Origin of the sequence: Rhodococcus sp. IEGM 1307 (genome assembly GCF_030056915.1) — a bacterium.
Lineage (GTDB): Bacteria > Actinomycetota > Actinomycetes > Mycobacteriales > Mycobacteriaceae > Rhodococcus_F > Rhodococcus_F opacus_D.
In genome coordinates this window covers 428,708-446,497 of sequence record NZ_JASHKW010000005.1, presented here as the reverse complement: position 1 = coordinate 446,497, position 17,790 = coordinate 428,708, and the positions used below count along the sequence as shown (strand labels likewise).

Genomic DNA, 17,790 nt, shown 5'->3' with positions numbered 1-17,790 from the left:
GCGTGATGGCCGGACCCCTCGTCCGCTCCTCCTACCGCGCCGGCCGACTCTACGCACAGGCGAAAGCAATTCGTTCAAAGCTCATTTCGACAGTCAGGGAGGCCTCCCGATAATGAACGATTCCATCATCGAAGACGCCCGGATCCTCGAATACGCCCGTCAATGGCTCCCCTACGGGGGAGGAAACAGCGGGGATCTCCTGGTCGAGTTCGGGATGACGCCCGCATGCTACGTGGCCAGACTCGGCAAGATTCTCGACGGATTGGCGGCACGTCACCTGGAGCCCCACGTCCGCATCCGGCTGCGTGAATTTATTGCGAACTACGCACACCGCGCACGCTGACGAGAAGACCTGCTCACGGCACCCAGGTAGGCCTGCGTGGACTACCACGTAGGGAGCCGAGTGAAGCGAGAGGGGCTGGAAGGCCGTGCAGTCCCGGCGGCAACCGCACGGCCTTTCCGTCTAACGCCCCTTCATCTGTTGCGCTACTCTCAACGCTCTGACAGACAGAATGACCTCTGTGGTGGTGCCCTGGTGAACCTAGCGGCACACACCTTTGGCGATCGATTCCCGCGACGCAGTGGATCGTGCTAAAGCTGTGGTCAGTGCACCGTTGTTGAACCCTCGACCACCCGACCGCGTCTGACGCCGACCGAAATTGCAGCTCCAAGCAGCGAGATGATCGCACCGACCCACATGGTTGTGTGCATGCCGTGCATAAATGTCGTCTCCGTCGCGTTGTGCAGGGCTGCGAGTATCTCGGGAGTGACGTGTGTTGGCAGGGGAGTGGCGCCTTGCGCCACCGAACGCACGGCTTCGCCCGACAGTTCTTCGGAGATCGTGGATGGAATGCCATTGTCGCCCATGGCGGGTCCGAATTTGGCCCCGACTGCGGATGCCATCACTGCGCCGAGGACGGCCGTTCCTAGGATGCCGCCGATTTGGAGCGATGTTTGGTGCACCCCGGCTGCGGGGCCGGCATCAGTGACGTCGGCGTTGCCGAGGATGGCCTGCACAGATGAAGTCATGACCAGTCCGACTCCGAGCCCGAGGACGGTGAAGGGAATGGCAAGTGCGAGGTACCCAGTACGCGGTTCAACGCCGGTGAAGAGCGCAAACCCTATTGCACTGAACAGCATTCCCACAAATAGTGGAGGGCGGGGACCATAGTTCTTGATGACCCAACCGCAGCTGCTCGACGCGACGACATTCGCGATGCTCATCGGCAAGATATGCAGGCCGGCGGCCATCGGTGAGTCTCCGTTGATCTGCTGCAGAAACAGGAGCACGAAGAATAGTGAACCCACCAGGGAGAAGAACGAGATGACGGTCAGCAGGACACCGAGGGATATCGAGCGATCGGCGAACAACCGCATCGGGATAAGCGGATCGACAGCTCGACGTTCGGCCAAGACGAATGCGACTCCCGAGAAGATGCCCGCAAGCAATAGTCCGATGACCAGCCAGTTGGTCCAGCCGATCTCCGGTGCCTGGATCAGGCCATAAGTGATCGGAAGCAACGCCGCCGCGAGTAGCGCGGTACCCGCCAGGTCGAAGGGAGTGGAGTCGGCGCCTGTCGAGTTCCGAGTGGGAAGCACCCTCAACCCGACAGCGAGAGAGACCACCGCGATGGGAACATTGATGAGAAAGGCCCACCGCCAACTTGTGTGCTCGATGAGCAAGCCACCAATGAGAGGGCCTGCAGCGGAGGACGCGCCGATCAACGACGCAAACAACGCTAAAGCTTTCGGTAGAGATTCCGCGGGGAAAAGGGTGCGGAGGAGGGCGAGCGCGTTGGTGACGATCAAGGCGCCGAAGAGTCCCTGCCCCAGCCGTGACGTGATCACCATTCCGACGCTTTGTGACACCGCAATGCCCGCGGATGCGATTCCGAATCCCACAATGCCGGTCAGGAAGACGGTGCGTCGGCCGAAACGATCGCCGAGCTTTCCGGAGAGGACCAGAGTTGCTGCCATCGCCAGTAGGTAGATGTTGGTGATCCACTGTAGGCCAGACAGGCTGGCACCCAGGTCGAGTGCCAGAATGGGGTTCGCGACCGCGGTAATGGTGCCGTCGAGTGAGACGATGAGGACTCCGAGTGCGATGGCAACCATGGCGATCCATGGATTCGATCGCGCAGACAGCTCGGAGACGGCTGGCGATGGGAGCTTACTTCCCGTGGTAGTCACGCGGGGCGTTTCCTTCTGAGGGTGGTTGGTTAGCGCACGTGTGGGGGCTCGCCCGCAGACTGCAGTGCCGGCAGCAGCGAGGCGATGCACGTGTCGAGGGTGTTGATCAACATTGGGACGGTGCCGGCGGTCCGGCGCCACGTCGTGACCGCGACTCGCGAGGCGCCGGCGAAGGCTGCAACGACCAATCGCGGCCCGAGGTCGCCGCTGGACCGGAAGACCGGCCTCGTTTCTAGGGTTGCGACCAGGAGTTCTTCTTGGCTGTAGCCGCGCTGGAGGTTCGCGGCCATCAGTCCTGGGTGGGACTCGACGAAAGCCTGCAGTGCAAGATAAGTCTCGGATTGGCCGGACGATTCCAGCCATGCCCAGGCTTCGGCCAACGCATGCCGAAGACTCTCCAGAGGCGCTTCGTCGTGGGGCCGGGCTTGGACGCTCTGGAGGAAGTGGTTGTCCAGGTCCGTGAGAAGCGCCAATGCCAGTCCTTCCTTCGTGTGGAAGTAGCGATAGGTGGTGCGGGGCGACACATTTGCAGCTGCGGCGACCTGCTCGACCGTGACCGCATCGAACCCGTCCTCGAGGAAAAGTTCGACAGCGGTCTGGGCAAGAACTTCCCGCGTTCTCATCGCGTTTCGGGCGCGCTGTCCGGTTGAAGGCACGAACGAATTTTGGCAGTCACTGCCAATTAGTGCAAGTCGACGAGACTGGATGGACGGGGTGCCCGGTAGGTGATGCGTTGACAGTGAGCATGTGAGCGCATACATTTCCTGACCAAGCACTTGTTCAAGTAAGGAGTGGGGTGGATACTCTCGTCGCGCTGTCATTCAGCGCCGCCGCATACGGCGCGGTCCTTGCTTTGGCCGCACTGGGATTTCTGGTCCTGTACAAGGCAACCGGGGTAGTCAACTTCGCTCACGGGGACCTGATCACCTTGAGCGGCTACATTGCGCTCTGGTTCATTACCGACCTCGACTCAACTCCGGTCGTCGGATACGTGCTCGCGGTTGGCATCATGTTCCTCATCGGCATGGGCCTCGAGCGACTGGCGTATGCCCCTCTGCGACGCCGACCACATCTCACCGTCCTGATCGCCACCTTGGCTGCAGCCCTGGTGATCCGTGCGTTCATCTCACTGTGGCAGGGCAGCACGCCGCAGCGACTACCCTCCCCGGCGGACGGCCAGGTCGTAACGGTGTTGGGGGCACCTATTGCCGGACAACGGATTCTCATACTCGTCGTGGCGCTGCTGTGCATCGCTGCAGTAATGTACATATTCGGTTACAGCAGTTTCGGTCGTCAGCTGAGGGCCCTGGCGAGCGACCCTGAGACCGCGGAAATGTATGGAGTCCGCACCGGCCGGATCAGCCTTGTCGCGTGGGGCTTGTCTGCGGGGCTTGCAGCGCTGGCCGGGATATTGGTCGCGCCCCTGTCGAGTCTCGACCTGAATTTCGGGTTCACGATCATGCTGGCGGCGTTCGCGGCCGCTGTTCTCGGCGGCTTCGGCAACTTGTGGGGCGTGCTCCTCGGGTCGTTGCTCATCGGGACGATCCAGTATCTCGTCGGCGGCTATGTCCTTCAGGACTACGCGTCGATCCTGCCGTACGTTGCGATGCTTGCCATTCTCGGCCTGCGGCCTCAGGGCCTTCTCGGTCGAACGGTGGTGCGCTTGTGACGACAGATCGATTGATGCGAAGGGCAAGCAGCGTGCGTCAGCGAGGCCAGTACACAACTCTTGCCGTGGTGATACTGCTGGTACTGTCTGTGTCGCAAGCTGTCACAACGGGGAGTTCGACCAATCTTGTGAACTTGTGGCTCGTGTACTCGATTGCTGCACTGGGTTTCTACTGGATCTTCGCGCTGGGGGGAAGGTTCGCATTCTCCCAGACATTCATGATGGCACTGGGTGGATACACCACCGCCTTCTTCGACCGTAATGGCGTTGGTTTTCTCGGGTGCGTGCTGGGCGCGATGGTCGTGACAGCGGTGGCCGCCTTCGCGGTGGGGGCAGTTCTCTGGCGCGCCGAGCATTTCTACTTCGCGCTCGGCACACTGGCCGTCACCGAGATCGGGGTAGTGCTGTTCGGCAAGACATCGACGTTCACCGGTACTAATGGGAACATCACCGGAATCGGCTACCCGGTCGTCTTCGGGCAGGAACTGAGAACCGACGGCCAAGTGTTCTGGCTGCTTGCGGCAGTGTTGGCGCTGCTCCTTCTCCTCGCTGTGTGGCTCAAACGATCCCCGGTTACCCGTGATCTCACAGCAGTTCGTGAGATGCCCACGGTTTCGAAAACCCTTGGTGTTCCCGTTGATGCGCTGCGTATGACGACCTTCGTTGCCGGCTCTGCCGTGGGTGGACTCGCAGGAGCATTGATTACGCACTGGCAAGGATTCATCGGAGTCGATTCGTTCGGCCTGAACCTCGGAATCGGGCTGTTCCTCATGGTCATCCTCGGGGGACTGGCGTCACATTGGGGGGTCCTCATCGGTGCGGCCTTTTACGTGGCCGTCCCAGAGTTGCTCGCCGGACTTCAGCAGTACATGTCCATCCTCTACGGAGCCCTGCTACTGGTCGTCATCCTAGTCTTCCCGAGCGGGCTCATCGGAATCTTCGACTCCCTCAAGTCTCACCGTGTGCGCACCATCAGCAGATCGACCGAATCATGACTGCGAAAGCCACGGAGCTGAGTGTTCGTAATCTGTCCGTTCGCTTCGGCGGCGTGGTCGCCGTCGACGATGTGTCGTTCGAGGTTGCCCAGAACGAGATCGTAGGCCTGGTTGGGCCGAACGGCAGTGGCAAGACCACCCTGTTGAATGCTCTCAGCGGGGTGGTCCGAGCTGGCGGTCGCCTGAGTGTCGCAGGTAACGAGATCACCCTTGGGCGCCCGGTACAACCCCGGCGCGCGAAGTTGATACGGGTGTTCCAATCTCCGCAGCTGTGCCCGGAACTGAGCTGTCTGGATAACGTGATGCTCGGAGCCGACGACGCCAACGGTCGGACTCTCTTTGCGGCATGGTTCCTCCGGTCACGGATGTGGCGCGCCGAAACAAGTCGTATGAACGATGCCCTTCACCATCTTGGCCGTGTCGGGCTGGCTGGATCCGAGGATCGAGCCGCGCGCGAGCTCACCTACGGTGAGCAGCGACTACTGGAATTGGCGCGCGCACTTGCTGCCGGTCCCCGTGTGCTCATGCTCGACGAACCGAGCGCCGGGCTCAACGACGCAGAGACTCTGATTCTGCGCGATCTTCTGATGCAGATCAGGCAGGAGGGTACGACCATCATCGTCGTCGACCACAAGATCGACTTCATCGACGCCCTCTGTGACCGAGTGCTGGTACTCGAGATCGGCCGGCTTATCGCACAGGGCAGTCCAGCTGAAGTATGGGCCGACAGCAGGGTCATCGACGCGTATCTTGGAGCGGCGCCAGATGCTTGAAATCTCGAACCTCAATGTTCATTACACGGCCACCCACGCCATCCGCGGTGTCGACATGAGCATCGCGGAGAACGAAGTGGTTTGCCTGCTCGGACCAAACGGTGCAGGAAAATCCTCGTTGCTGCGCAGCATCTCTCAACTGGTTCCGTACGAGGGAACAATCGAATTCGATGGTGAGACGATTGATAATCGGCCGCCGGCGTTCCTCAGCCGCGTCGGACTGATCCACGTACCGGAGGGGCGACACGTCTTCCCCACGCTTTCCGTGCACGAGAACCTGCAGATCGGTGCCCATGCACGGGGGAGTAGACCGGCGCTGTACAGCTACGACGACGTCTATGACCTCTTTCCCGCGTTGACCCGCATGCGGAAGCGGCAAGGTTTTGCACTGTCGGGGGGCGAACAACAAATGGTCGCATTAGGACGCGCCCTCGTGGCCGCTCCTCGCCTGCTTCTTCTCGACGAACCATCCTTGGGCCTGGCGCCGTCGGTTGTAGCGACCGTCTACCGGGCATTGAGCGAGATTGCCGGCCGGACCACGATTCTGGTTGTCGAGCAGAACACCTCCGATGCCTTGGCATTGGCGCGGCGAGGGTACGTCCTAGCCGAAGGTCGCGTCGTGATGAACGGTGAGTCCAGCGCGCTGACTGATCGAAAAGCTGTTCTCGCCAGCTATCTAGGACAAACAGACATTGACGTCGGCGATGTTGGTGAGGACCGACTGCCGCCGATGACCGAGAAGTAGGAAGATCTGCCAATGAATACAGATAGAGTCCGCCAAATCGCCCTATACAGTTGGATCCTCACCCCCGCGGTTGCTGTGACGATGGCTTTGGCCTCGTGCGGCGCCGACACCTCGGACGCCGGAAGCTCGGATCAGGCCTCCATCGTGGGACTCATCGAGATCAAGGGAGACTCACCGAACGCGCTCAACGACTACAACAACGGCGCCCAGTTGGCAGTCGACAACGTCAACGCATCGGGCGGCGTACTGGGAAAACCTCTGAAATATGAACGGATTCCCGCATCCGTCACGGACCCGCAAGCTGCCCGCACTGCCTACCTCAAGGCAGTCGACGAGAACCCCAGTGCCATTATCGGGTTTCCCGGCGGCGGATCACTGGAGGCCCTCACACGTGATGTCGATGCGGCTGCAATCCCCATGGTTCACATCAGCAGCGACGGCAAACTTGCTCGCGGGGCGGAGTCGGGAAGCGAATGGCTATTTTCCATTAATCCCGATGACACGGCGCGAGCTACCAACGCAGTTGTCCTTGCCCGCAAACTCGGCGGAAAGCGAATCGGAATCGTCGCCACAGACGAAACATTCGGCCGCGTCTCGACAACGAACTCGATCGATGCCATTGAAGCGGCGGGCCTGGAACTCGGCACCGTCCGCTACGTGCCGCCGACAGCCACAGACCTCACAGGAACAATCCTCGATATGCGTGACTCGGATGTCATCCTCTCGTGGACCTTTCCCAATGTCCTGGCACTGCAACTCAATCAAATGAACCAGAACGGAATTCAGACCCCCGTAATTTCTGGTAACTCCGGTCCGCTCGTCGTAGCCGGCAACCTCGTGGACGACACCGCACGACGCCCGCTGAACGCGGTCACACCATGTGCGCCATCGATTGGAGACAGCGCAATCGGACGGACGTTCGCGTCCGAGTACCAGGCCAGGTACGGCATGACCCCCACAGCGTCCGCAACCCAGGTGTACGACGCCGTTCGCCTACTCGCCGCAGCAATGGAGGAGGCGGGAACGGTCTCCAACCACGAAGCCATCGCCGAGAGTTTGCGAAGTATCGAGTGGGACCAAGGTGCCTGCGCGAGTGTGTACAAGTCCGATGACGCCCAGTTCCTTGGCCACCAGATGGTCGCCGAAGCGTTTGCCGGTGACGGATCGATCATCGACCGCTACGAGGTGGCCCCCACCAGTGAACGTTGATCCGGCGTTCGACCATTTGGGCATGGCGCTGAGCTAATCCTGCGCACTTGCAGCGGACCGGGCTGCTCAGCGCAAACACGCCACACGCTCGTCGAGTCAAAACGTCCGCGGTAGTCCGACTGAGTTCTGATCCTGTAGTTGACAAAGGAGTTATTGATGCCCGAGGCAGTAATCGTCTCCGCAGTACGCTCACCGATCGGTCGGGCCATGAAGGGCTCACTCAAGACCATCCGCCCGGATGATCTGACGACGCAGATGGTGGCCGCGGCTCTGGCGAAGATCCCCGAACTCGATCCCACCGAGATCGACGACCTGCTCCTCGGCTGCGGCCAGCCCGCCGGCCAGTCGGGGTTCAACATCGCCCGCGTCGTCGCGGTGGAACTGGGCTACGACTTCCTGCCCGGCGTCACCGTCAACCGCTACTGTTCCTCCTCGCTGCAGACCACCCGCATGGCACTGCACGCGATCAAGGCCGGCGAGGGCGACGTGTTCGTCTCCGCCGGCGTCGAGTCGGTGTCCAGCTTCGTCACCGGCAACGCCGACGGCCTGCCGAACACGAAGAACCCGAAGTTCGCCGACGCCCAGGCGCGGACCGGCAAGCTCGCCGAGGGCGGCGTCGCCTGGACCGACCCGCGTGGGGACGGCATGCTGCCCGACGTCTACATCGCGATGGGTCAGACCGCCGAGAACGTCGCCTCGGCCACCGGCATAAGCCGTGAGGAGCAGGACCGCTGGGGTGTCCGGTCCCATAACCGTGCGGAGGAAGCGATCAAGAACGGCTTCTTCGAGCGGGAGATCACCCCGGTCACCCTTCCCGACGGCACCGTCGTGTCCGCCGACGACGGCCCGCGCGCCGGCACCACCTACGAGGCCGTCAGTCAGCTCAAGCCGGTGTTCCGGCCGGACGGCACCGTCACCGCCGGCAACGCGTGCCCCCTCAACGACGGCGCCGCCGCGCTCGTCATCATGTCCGACACCAAGGCCAAGGCCCTCGGCCTGACGCCGCTGGCCCGCATCGTGTCCACCGGGGTGTCCGGACTGTCCCCCGAGATCATGGGTCTCGGCCCGATCGAGGCCGTCAAGAAGGCGCTCGCGCTGGCCGGTAAGAGTGTCTCGGACATCGACCTGTTCGAGATCAACGAGGCGTTCGCGGTCCAGGTCCTCGGATCGGCCCGTGAGCTGAAGATCGACGAGGACAAGCTGAACATCTCCGGTGGTGCCATCGCCCTCGGCCACCCGTTCGGTATGACCGGTGCCCGCATCACCAACACCCTGCTCAACAACCTGCGTGAGGAGGACAAGACGTTCGGCGTCGAGACCATGTGCGTCGGCGGCGGGCAGGGAATGGCAATGGTCCTGGAGCGCCTGAGCTAGGCCCTCCGGGCCCGTGAGTGGTTGACGAGTGCAGAGACTCGTTAACCACTCACGGGGGGTTGCGCCGTGGTTGTAGCAGACGTGTGCGGGTCCACGACATCGACGAGAACGACGAAGGAAGACGGCTGTTGCGGACGCACACGCCGGCCGATGTGCATTTCGGACCGGCTCGAGCATCCCGAACGGTCGGCACGACCCGGAAGCCGCGAGCCCTCGCTCGCGGATAATCCCGCGCACATCAGATCCTGATCGGGACCCGCAAACGCGAACATGTTTCGTTCCAGCGCCACCCGGGTCCCTACCGGGCGCACTGGTTCGAATCTGCATGAGCCCGACTCACTCATCGTCGCCAGACGCACCCCCGGCCTGCCGACGACGCATCTCACACATTCGGCGATCCGCTCTGCCCACAAATAGGCTGGCTCGCGGCAGATTAGACCGGACCTATATCGAGTCCCGCTCGCTGTGCGTACGGAAGGCATGCATCGTAGGCAATCTGTGCCACGTAGTTGACCGGCGAGAGGCGGTGACCAGCAGAGACTACTTCTGGCCCGATCAAAGTCGAATCAGCGAGCCTTCCGGCCAGTGCGTCGATCGACTCTGCGATACCAAACGACCCCTCACCGGGTAGTAGGCGTTCCGTCGACGCCTCCTCCCACAAGTCCTCGGCTTCGGACCTGCGACCGTCATTGAGCTGTATCGATGTGACGATTCCCCGGGGCAGCGCACCCAGCTGGTCTGGAGTACCTCCACTACGGTCGAAGTGCCAGCTGTCGAACACTATTCCTGCGTTCTTTGCAGAGGAGTCCGCAACTATGCGGTGTGCCGTTGCGAGGTCGAAGATCGAACTGAATGGCATCGGCTCTAGCTGGATGGTAAGGCCACGGTCAGCGGCACTCTCGCACAGTGCGGAAAACGAGTCGACGACAATCTGATGGCCGAAGCCGACTCCGTACGGTTCAATGGCGGAGATTGTTGTTGAACCCAGCCTTTCCGCCAGCCTGAGGCATTTGCTCACCGAATACCGGCCGAAGAGATCCCCGTAACACCGCTGCGCCGAGTTCGCTGTGGGGATTGATCCCGCCTGTACGGGGGGCGGCAGCCACGACGTCACCGGATCAACGCAGGCAACGAATATGTTGAGTCTGTTCGCTAACTTCGCAACGGAGTCCGCCCGCTGCAGCATACGGTCCGGAGGCCCGAAATCCATCGGTGCTACCGACATCGCGTGGAAGCCTGCGCGCGCCGCGGCGAACAGACGGTGCTCGACCGGTGCCGGGGAAAGGGTGCCTCCCCAAAGAATCATCGGGCAGGAAATAGCGTCATCTTATCGATTCCAGTAATTCGCTCGACGATACGGCGCCTGACAGTGTATGGCGCCCAACGTGATAGTGCTGCCATGACTTTGTCGTCGTTGCCGAGTCGAACTCTCAGTTGACGCGAATCCGATTCCAATGCGTCGCAGATTTCAACCGCAGCCTTCTCCGTCGGCCGAGCTCTACTTCCGAGTTTGCTCATCCTTGGCAGGGCCGTTGCTGCTAGCGGCGCGTATGGGCTGTCCTTCGGCAACACTGGCTGTACATTGCGCCCAAATGGGGTGTCGTGATTGCCCGGCTGCAGAATCTTCACGTCGAGGCCGAACGGTGCCAGTTCAATGTCGATGGCTTCAGCCCAGCCCTCTAGCGCCCACTTTGCTGCGGCATAGATGGAGTACATCGGATGGGCAATGTTGACAGCGTTCGAGGAGACAACTGCGATGGTTCCGTGTCCCTGTGAGCGCATTGCTGGAAGGAGTCTCTGTGTAACGTCGACTGCACCAATAAAGTTGGCTTCCAATAGATCTCGAATCGTCTGCGGGGCGAGGTGTTCGAAGAAGCCCGCGGTTGTGTAGCCCGCGCAATGGAGAACGGCTGTCAAGCCATGTGGAGTTGAGTCGAGTACGTAGTCCACGGCCGAGGCGCGGGACTCGTCGCAGGCGACATCCAGGCGAATAATCTCGAGGAGTTCCGTGTTCGTGCCAGCGCCTCCCATGAGCTCGTCAAGTTGTGTCGTCTTCGTCGTGTCGCGCATCGACGCGATCACCCGCCACCCACGCGCCGCCAGCTTGGCGGCTACATGCGCCCCGAACCCACTGCTTGCCCCTGTTATCAAAATAGTCTGCACGATCCACCCTTCTGACCAAACGCTTGCTTGTTTGTCAGAGTAGCATTGACATTCCGGGCTGTGCCGGCAAATGAAGGTGCCCACAGCAGGCCGGTAGCTGACTGAAGATCGAGATTCTGCCTAGGCGGAGAATCGCGAATCCAGCTAGCCGGATTCGGCAGGTCGCCAGTCGCAGAGACGCCATCGCCCGGGCCGTCCCGTTCGGCGGCCGCGCCGAACGTGGGGATCGATCAAATCGGATGCACATCGCCATTGGTGCGAAAGATAACCTCGACAGTTTGGGAGGGGCGCTCTACGACGCGATATCGTAGGTTTGCAGCGTTAGAGGTGAAGCGTATGAATGATCCGCGCGAGACACAACGCGACGTGACCCTGAACATCACGTCGGAGCTCGAGGCCGTCGGATTTCAGAATGCACAGGAGATCGGACGCGGCGGTTTCGGGCTTGTGTACCGGTGTGGCCAGCCCGCTCTTGACCGGTCGGTGGCCGTAAAAGTCCTGACAGCCGACCTCGACGACGAAAACCGTGCCCGATTCTTCCGGGAACAGCGCGCTATGGGTCGACTGACAGGTCATCCCAACATCGTCAGCATCCTCCAAGTCGGCACCACCGCCAGCGGCCGTCCGTATATCGTCATGCCCTACCACCCGCAGGAGTCACTGGAAGCCGCAATCCGCAGTCACGGCCCTCTCGACTTTGCGGAAGCACTTCGTCTCGGCGTGAAGATGGCGGGCGCACTGGAGACTGCCCATCGCCTCGAGATCCTTCATCGCGACGTGAAACCGGCCAACATCCTGCTCACCGACTACGCTGAGCCAGCGCTGACGGACTTCGGAATCGCTCGTATCTCGGGGGGCTTCGAAACGGGAACCGGAACAGTCACGGGGTCGCCCGCCTTTACTGCGCCGGAAGTGTTACGCGGGGATCCGCCCAGCCTCGCCTCGGACATCTACAGTCTCGGAGCGACCCTCTTCTGCGCAATCACCGGGCACGCCGCGTTCGAACGCCACAGCGGGGAACAAGTCGTCGCGCAGTTTCTCAGGATCACAACCCAGCCTGTTCCAGACCTTCGCGAGCACGGCATTCCGGACGCCATATGCGCAGTCATCGAACGTGCAATGGCTAGTGACCCGACGGACCGCCCGCGGTCAGCTGCGGCCCTCGGCGAAGAGATCCGAGAGCTACAGCATCAACTCGGCTACCCGATCGACGACATGGCCCTGCAGGCGAATCCCCAGGCCGTCAAGAACAGCAAGATGCCCGCCGATCGTGACGCCGGCGACAGCAGAAAGCCACACCCTCGGACCCCGTCACGAAACGCGAACGGGAATTTGCCACTGGAGCTAACCAGCTTCGTCGGTCGGCGCAATGAACTGGCCGAAGTAAAGAAGCTGCTCTCGACGGCGCGCCTGGTCACATTGACTGGGATCGGGGGAGTAGGCAAGACCCGGCTGGCACTGCGAGCGGCCGCGGAGGCGCGGCGCGCATTTGCAGACGGCGTCTGGCTGGTCGAACTCGGGGAACTGCGAGATGAGTCGTTGCTCGCCGACGTGGTGGCCAGCGCGCTCGGACTGAGGGACCAGCCCACACGCTCGATAGAAGACCTACTGGTCGAGTTCGTCGCCGCACGAAGACTGCTACTCATTCTCGACAACTGTGAGCAAGTCGTGGATGCCGCAGCTGCCCTCGTCGAGACACTTTTGCGCGCATGCCCGGGACTTCACGTCCTCGCAACCAGCCGGGAGATCCTCGACATCAGTGGTGAAGCTGTGCTCCGTGTCCCTCCTCTCACGGTTCCCGACGCACAGCGCGACCCGTCGCTGCGTGGCCTGCCCAGCTACGATGCGGTGACCTTGTTCGCAGAGCGGGCAGCAGCAGCCGACTCCACTTTCGAATTGACCGAAGACAATCGGATATCGGTCGCCAAAATCTGTCAGCGCCTCGACGGATTACCCCTACCCCTCGAGCTGGCCGCTGCGCGCCTGCGTGCGATGTCTGTCGACCAAGTGCTGGAGCGCCTGACAGACAAGTACGAGATACTGTCGAGATCGGGCAGAGACGTGCCGACGCGCCAGCAGACGCTACGACTATGCGTTGATTGGAGCTATGAACTCTGCTCACCCCGCGAACAAGCGGTATGGGCGCGACTGTCGATCTTCGCTGGCTCATTCGAACTTGATGCAGCAGAACAGATATGCGGAAAAACCGTCGAATCCGGTGAGTTCATCGATACCATCGCCTCGCTGGTCGACAAGTCGATTGTTATATCTGAGACCCTTGCCTCGGTGGTCAGATTTCGATTACTCGAAACGATACGCGACTACGGACGCGAGAAACTGTACGCTGCAGAGGAATACGAAGCACTATCGGCCCAACATTGTGCTTGGTACCGTCAGTTGGCAATCGACGCAGAAGCGGACTGGATCAGTCCACGACAAGTCGGCTGGATCTCCAGACTTGGCCGAGAACGCCCCAATCTGCGCGCAGCAATGGAATTCAGCCTGTCGGACGCAGGTGACCCCGACGTAGGACTCAGCATCGCCACCGCCCTCTTCATGTTCTGGTCATCGGGCGGCCTCTTCAATGAAGGCCGATACTGGCTGGGCCGGATACTCGCACACCAGACCGGAGAACCGACCGCGGAGCGAGTCAAGGCACTCTATGCAAACAGCGTGCTCGCTGAAGTGCAAGGCGACCTGTCTGCAAGCCACGCGCTTGTCGAAGAGGGGCAGGCAATGGCAGACGAGCTAACAGATCCCATGGCACGCGCACTCATCGCACATGCCGAAGGACTGCTCGCGCTATTCAACGAAGACCTTGACCGTGCGTGCTTGTTTCTGGAGCAGGCAGTAGCGGTGTTCGGTGACCAGGTCGAGCTCGCGCTGCAGGTCGGCGCTACCTATACCCTCGGATGGGCACACGAAATGCGCGGTGACACTCACCGTGCGATCGAATGCTATGAACGAGTTCTCGCGACCACCAAATCGCATGGTGAATCCGTCTACAGGTCCTACGCGCTATGGGCACTAGGCGTGGCGGTGTGGCGGCAGGGAGAGAATGCAAGAGCCACTATGGTTCTCGAAGAAAGTTTGCAAATCGCCCATAGAGTAGATGACCCCCTCACTGCGGCAACATGCCTCGAAACGCTTGCGTGGATTGCCTGTAGTAACCATGACCCCAGTCGAGCGGCAACACTCATGGCCGCCGCAGAAGCGCTAGTGCAATCCGTTGGAAGCTCCACGGTCATCTTTCCCAACCTGAGTCACCATCACGATCACTGTGAACGTGCGGTCCGCCGAGCTCTGGGTGAGCGAACGTTCAACTCCGCATTGCGTAAGGGCGGAAACCTCGACTTCGCCGCCTCTGTCGCGTACGCGCTCGGGCAGCGCCCCCCTAGGCATGATTCGACCACTCCCGTAGCCACGCTTACGAAGCGGGAACAGCAAGTTGCCGAACTCGTTGCCGAAGGTATGACGAACAGGGCGATCGCCGAAAAGCTGGTCATTTCACAGCGGACGGCCCAGGGGCATGTTGAGCACGTACTCGCCAAACTTGGATTCACCTCGCGCGCTCAAATTGCGGCCTGGGTGGTGGAACAGGCTCAGTAGGGTCAACGGCAAGCCGCGTAGGCCTGGGGTGCTGCACCTAAAGCCTTGCCGCAAAGGTTGGGGCGATCGGACCATCATGGTTCGGTGGGAAACTCGCAAGTGTCTCGATCGCTCCCGCAGGCGACATGGTCTGCGGTATAGGTAACTACGTGAACGCCGCGACTAGGGGCGGGCGTGTATAAATCTGGCAACAACGGATCTGGCGATATGTCAGCAGTTCGTGCAGATGAGGTCATCATCTCCCAGTCGAGATGGTCTGCCTGAATCGATCCTGTTGGGAAGGCTCGGTTTTCGCGGGGGAGTGGTAAGAGAAAAGCGGATCATATGGCACGATCGGTTGTACAAATCACATGATCCACTGTACGGTGCTTAACGTCACTTCTGATCGCGTACGGATTGGAGTCCGTCTTGCACCCACTTTTCCGTGTCGCAGTTTCTTCCGCTGCTCTCGTGGCCGCACTACTTGCCGGCTGCAGCAAGGCGGATACGTCCGCGAACTCCACCGTGACAACGACGGCGGCGACAGTGAACACGGCTGCACCGGTTACCCCTCGGTTGAGTTCAGTCGAAAACTTCCGTGACATCGCTGGCAGAGAGGGCGGTTACAGGACTGTGGATGGGGGCACGATCCGCGCTGGGCTAATTTACCGCTCAAACGCGCTGGTTGCTGACGGCGGCGATTTGGCGGTACTGAATACTTTGGGTGTGCGCGCGGTCTTTGACCTCCGGTCCAGTGGTGAGGTTTCGGCGAAGCCGGACCGGGTGCCTGAGGGTGCGAAGTATTTGCGGTACAACGTGTACGGCGACGCCGCGGACAGCAATGCCGCGGCAGGGGGTGGACTCGATATCTCGTCGGTCACCAGTGTCAATCGCCTGATGGTCGACGCCTATCAAAAGTTGGTCAATGTGCCGGAGGTACGTGCGCAGCTCGGTGCCGCTATCACCGACATAGCTCTCACTGATGGGCCAGTGATCTTCAACTGCACTTCGGGTAAGGATCGGACAGGGTGGATCGCCGCCACTATCCTGACCATTGCTGGCGTCGATCGTGGCACTGTCATGCGCGACTACCTGCTGTCGAACGAGTACCTGGCAAGAACGACTGATTCGAACGCAGCCCGCGCAACTGAATCTGGCGGCCCTGCCAGGGGTGATGCGATGCGCGCGCTGTCGAGTGTCCGGCCGGAGTACCTCAAGGCCGGTCTTGACGAGATCGAGAAGATCTACGGCTCGTTCGACAACTATGTTGCGGACGGGCTTGGGCTGTCGGATGGAACTCTCGCGGCCTTGCGCAGCAAGCTCGTGGTCGCGTAGCACCACAACCACGGAAGCGAACCCGCGAACCTGATCTACGAAGCAGTCAATCCGCTCTCGACTAGCTTCGTATCCAAAGAGGAACCGCGGGGTCGCTGGTGTCGATCTCGCGTGCAAGCCGGTGGCCGTCGAAGACGGATTCCGCGGTCACCCGGGGCTCGAGACAGTCGCCGATGCGGAGAACACGGGTGATGCCGTTCTCTTCGAGCGATTCGGGATTCCGGGTCAGCTCGTCATAAAGCGTTGAGCGGGAGAGGCGTTGGGTCACGAGGACGACGCTGTCCACGCGCCATTCGCTCACCTTGCCCGAATGGTAGCTGTTGTGCCCCCGCACCACCCCGCGTTCGATCGACGTGACGACTTGGCTCGGAACCAATTCGACCTCCAGCTTCAGGAGATTGTGGTGGACGTGGCCGCCTTCATCGGTGAAGAACAGCGCGGCCTCCTACTCCGCAACTGCGAGAGGGTGAGCCTCCGCGTGCGATGCGTCGGCTTCGACGGCGCGGGTGACGCGCATGAGAGCGACTGCCACGAGGGCCGCGAGCAGGAGGGGCACGATGACCGCCAGGTTCATCGCGCGCGGCGTCATCACGCTGAGCGCGTAGCCCGCGACGATGGGCGACAGGATCGCTCCAGCACGCCCGATGCCCATCATCGCGCCGTACCCCTTGGCCCGCGCGAGCACTCAATATATAACGCAACACAAGGTACGGTGCAGATGGAGTTTCTCCGTGCCGGGCGACGTCGGTGCACGCGCCGACTTGTCGAACGTGCGGTGCGAAGGCGACCGCCGCGACGTCCGAACTGCGCGTACCTCTAGTGCGGAGCATGGCCAAGCACGATATGTACGCAGTGCGTGCTCGCGAAGTGCGGTTCCGTCCCATACTCGAAGGAGACCGATGTCCGGGGATACCGAAGATTCAACTGTCAGCCGTGCGCAAAGGATGTTCGGCACTCTCGCGCCGAAGCTCGCATCGTTGACAGACGATGTGCTGTTCGGTGACGTCTGGGAGCGACCTGCGTTGTCCCCACGCGATCGCAGTCTGATAACCGTGGCTGCGCTGGTCGCGCTCTGCCGGGAAAACCAACTGCCGGGGCATTTTTCGCGGGCATAGGGCAACGGCGTACAGCAAGAGGAACTCGTCGAAATCATCACCCATCTCGCGATCTACGCGGGTTGGCCCAATGCTGTGACGGCGATAGCGACGCTCGGGGCGGTCCTCGAACAAGAGAACGATGGAGCGATCCCGACGAGCTGACCTAGGTCTGCGCAGCAGGAAAGGGAACCACTATGACCGAACACAACGGCAGGACGAGTGAACCAATTCTCGATCCCGACCTCGAGATCGTCGACTCGCACCACCACCTCTTCGACCGCCCGGCCGGGCGCTTCATGTTCGAGGACTATCTGGCGGACGCCTCGGCGGGGCACAACATAGTCGCCTCGGTGTACGTCGAAACCCAGGCGATGGCACGCACCTACGGTCCGGCCCAGTTACGCGCGATTGGTGAGGTCGAGTTCGCCAACGGCGTGGCCGCGATGAGTGACAGCGGCGGTTACGGACCCTGCCGGGTCTCGGCCGCGATCGTGGGCTACGCAGACCTCACGTCGGCGAGCCCGCGGGAGAGTTTCTCGATCTCGCGCTCTCGACCGCACCCGAACGCTTCCGTGGGGTACGACAGATACTGATCGACCACCCGTCGGAGGCGCCGTACCGGTACATCACGCACCGTCCCCCGAGTGGACTC

The 17,790-nt window shown here is 61.4% G+C and carries 16 protein-coding genes and 1 pseudogene; 11 read left to right on the top strand and 6 right to left on the bottom strand.

Annotated features, from left to right (window positions below; translation table 11 throughout):
- Nucleotides 1-109 precede the first annotated feature (109 nt).
- Nucleotides 110-343 (top strand): DUF3263 domain-containing protein, encoded by a 234-nt coding sequence (locus QM841_RS12915; protein WP_502943259.1) that lies wholly within the window; start codon nt 110-112, stop codon nt 341-343.
- A gap of 260 nt (nt 344-603) precedes the next feature.
- On the opposite strand, the gene QM841_RS12910 is transcribed toward QM841_RS12915, so the two are convergent.
- Entirely contained in the window at nt 604-2,115 is a 1,512-nt protein-coding gene (locus tag QM841_RS12910) for an MFS transporter (protein WP_283332296.1), read from the bottom strand.
- A 104-nt stretch (nt 2,116-2,219) separates the two neighbouring features.
- Nucleotides 2,220-2,846 carry a TetR/AcrR family transcriptional regulator gene (locus QM841_RS12905; RefSeq protein ID WP_283332295.1) on the bottom strand — a complete coding sequence of 209 codons (627 nt, stop codon included), beginning with the start codon at nt 2,844-2,846 and terminating at the stop codon, nt 2,220-2,222.
- Nucleotides 2,847-2,986: 140 nt separating this feature from the next.
- On the opposite strand from QM841_RS12905, the gene QM841_RS12900 reads away from it, so the two are divergent.
- From QM841_RS12900 to QM841_RS12875, 6 genes are all read left to right on the top strand, one after another.
- Nucleotides 2,987-3,859 (top strand): branched-chain amino acid ABC transporter permease, encoded by an 873-nt coding sequence (locus QM841_RS12900; RefSeq protein ID WP_283332294.1) that lies wholly within the window; start codon nt 2,987-2,989, stop codon nt 3,857-3,859.
- Nucleotides 3,860-3,924: 65 nt separating this feature from the next.
- Entirely contained in the window at nt 3,925-4,854 is a 930-nt protein-coding gene (locus QM841_RS12895) for a branched-chain amino acid ABC transporter permease (RefSeq protein WP_283332293.1), read from the top strand.
- Nucleotides 4,851-5,627 carry an ABC transporter ATP-binding protein gene (locus tag QM841_RS12890; RefSeq protein ID WP_105423992.1) on the top strand — a complete coding sequence of 259 codons (777 nt, stop codon included), beginning with the start codon at nt 4,851-4,853 and terminating at the stop codon, nt 5,625-5,627. Before QM841_RS12895 ends, QM841_RS12890 begins: the two co-directional genes overlap by 4 nt.
- On the top strand, nt 5,620-6,372 hold the full coding sequence (locus tag QM841_RS12885) for an ABC transporter ATP-binding protein (protein WP_283332292.1): 753 nt from the start codon (nt 5,620-5,622) through the stop codon (nt 6,370-6,372). The genes QM841_RS12890 and QM841_RS12885 overlap by 8 nt, the downstream gene beginning before the upstream one ends.
- A gap of 12 nt (nt 6,373-6,384) precedes the next feature.
- On the top strand, nt 6,385-7,581 hold the full coding sequence (locus QM841_RS12880; protein WP_283332291.1) for an ABC transporter substrate-binding protein: 1,197 nt from the start codon (nt 6,385-6,387) through the stop codon (nt 7,579-7,581).
- A gap of 156 nt (nt 7,582-7,737) precedes the next feature.
- Nucleotides 7,738-8,955, top strand: coding sequence for an acetyl-CoA C-acetyltransferase (locus QM841_RS12875; RefSeq protein ID WP_283332290.1), 1,218 nt, complete (start codon nt 7,738-7,740; stop codon nt 8,953-8,955).
- 433 nt (nt 8,956-9,388) lie between these two features.
- Here QM841_RS12875 and QM841_RS12870 read toward each other — a convergent pair whose 3' ends face one another.
- Both QM841_RS12870 and QM841_RS12865 read right to left on the bottom strand, forming a co-directional pair.
- Nucleotides 9,389-10,261: a sugar phosphate isomerase/epimerase family protein gene (locus QM841_RS12870; protein WP_283332289.1), complete on the bottom strand. Its 873-nt coding sequence runs from the start codon at nt 10,259-10,261 to the stop codon at nt 9,389-9,391.
- Nucleotides 10,258-11,118 carry an SDR family NAD(P)-dependent oxidoreductase gene (locus QM841_RS12865; protein ID WP_283332288.1) on the bottom strand — a complete coding sequence of 287 codons (861 nt, stop codon included), beginning with the start codon at nt 11,116-11,118 and terminating at the stop codon, nt 10,258-10,260. The genes QM841_RS12870 and QM841_RS12865 overlap by 4 nt, the downstream gene beginning before the upstream one ends.
- 336 nt (nt 11,119-11,454) lie before the next feature.
- Between QM841_RS12865 and QM841_RS12860 the strand changes: the two genes are divergently transcribed.
- Together QM841_RS12860 and QM841_RS12855 are read left to right on the top strand one after the other, a co-directional pair.
- Nucleotides 11,455-14,727, top strand: a complete 3,273-nt coding sequence (locus QM841_RS12860; protein ID WP_283332287.1) for a protein kinase domain-containing protein — start codon at nt 11,455-11,457, stop codon at nt 14,725-14,727.
- Between the two features lie 450 nt (nt 14,728-15,177).
- Nucleotides 15,178-16,041, top strand: a complete 864-nt coding sequence (locus QM841_RS12855; protein ID WP_283332286.1) for a tyrosine-protein phosphatase — start codon at nt 15,178-15,180, stop codon at nt 16,039-16,041.
- A gap of 61 nt (nt 16,042-16,102) precedes the next feature.
- Here the strand turns inward: QM841_RS12855 and QM841_RS12850 are convergent, their stop codons facing one another.
- On the bottom strand, nt 16,103-16,327 hold the full coding sequence (locus QM841_RS12850; protein WP_283332285.1) for a hypothetical protein: 225 nt from the start codon (nt 16,325-16,327) through the stop codon (nt 16,103-16,105).
- Nucleotides 16,328-16,486: 159 nt separating this feature from the next.
- Nucleotides 16,487-16,696: a hypothetical protein gene (locus QM841_RS12845; RefSeq protein WP_283332284.1), complete on the bottom strand. Its 210-nt coding sequence runs from the start codon at nt 16,694-16,696 to the stop codon at nt 16,487-16,489.
- Here QM841_RS12845 and QM841_RS43175 point away from each other — a divergent pair.
- Nucleotides 16,656-17,300 (top strand): annotated as a pseudogene (locus tag QM841_RS43175) (carboxymuconolactone decarboxylase family protein). The gene QM841_RS12845 and the pseudogene QM841_RS43175 sit on opposite strands and share 41 nt — an antisense overlap.
- A gap of 32 nt (nt 17,301-17,332) precedes the next feature.
- A complete protein-coding gene (locus tag QM841_RS12835; RefSeq protein WP_283332283.1) occupies nt 17,333-17,731 on the top strand; it encodes a hypothetical protein in 399 nt (132 codons plus the stop codon).
- Nucleotides 17,732-17,790: the final 59 nt, after the last annotated feature.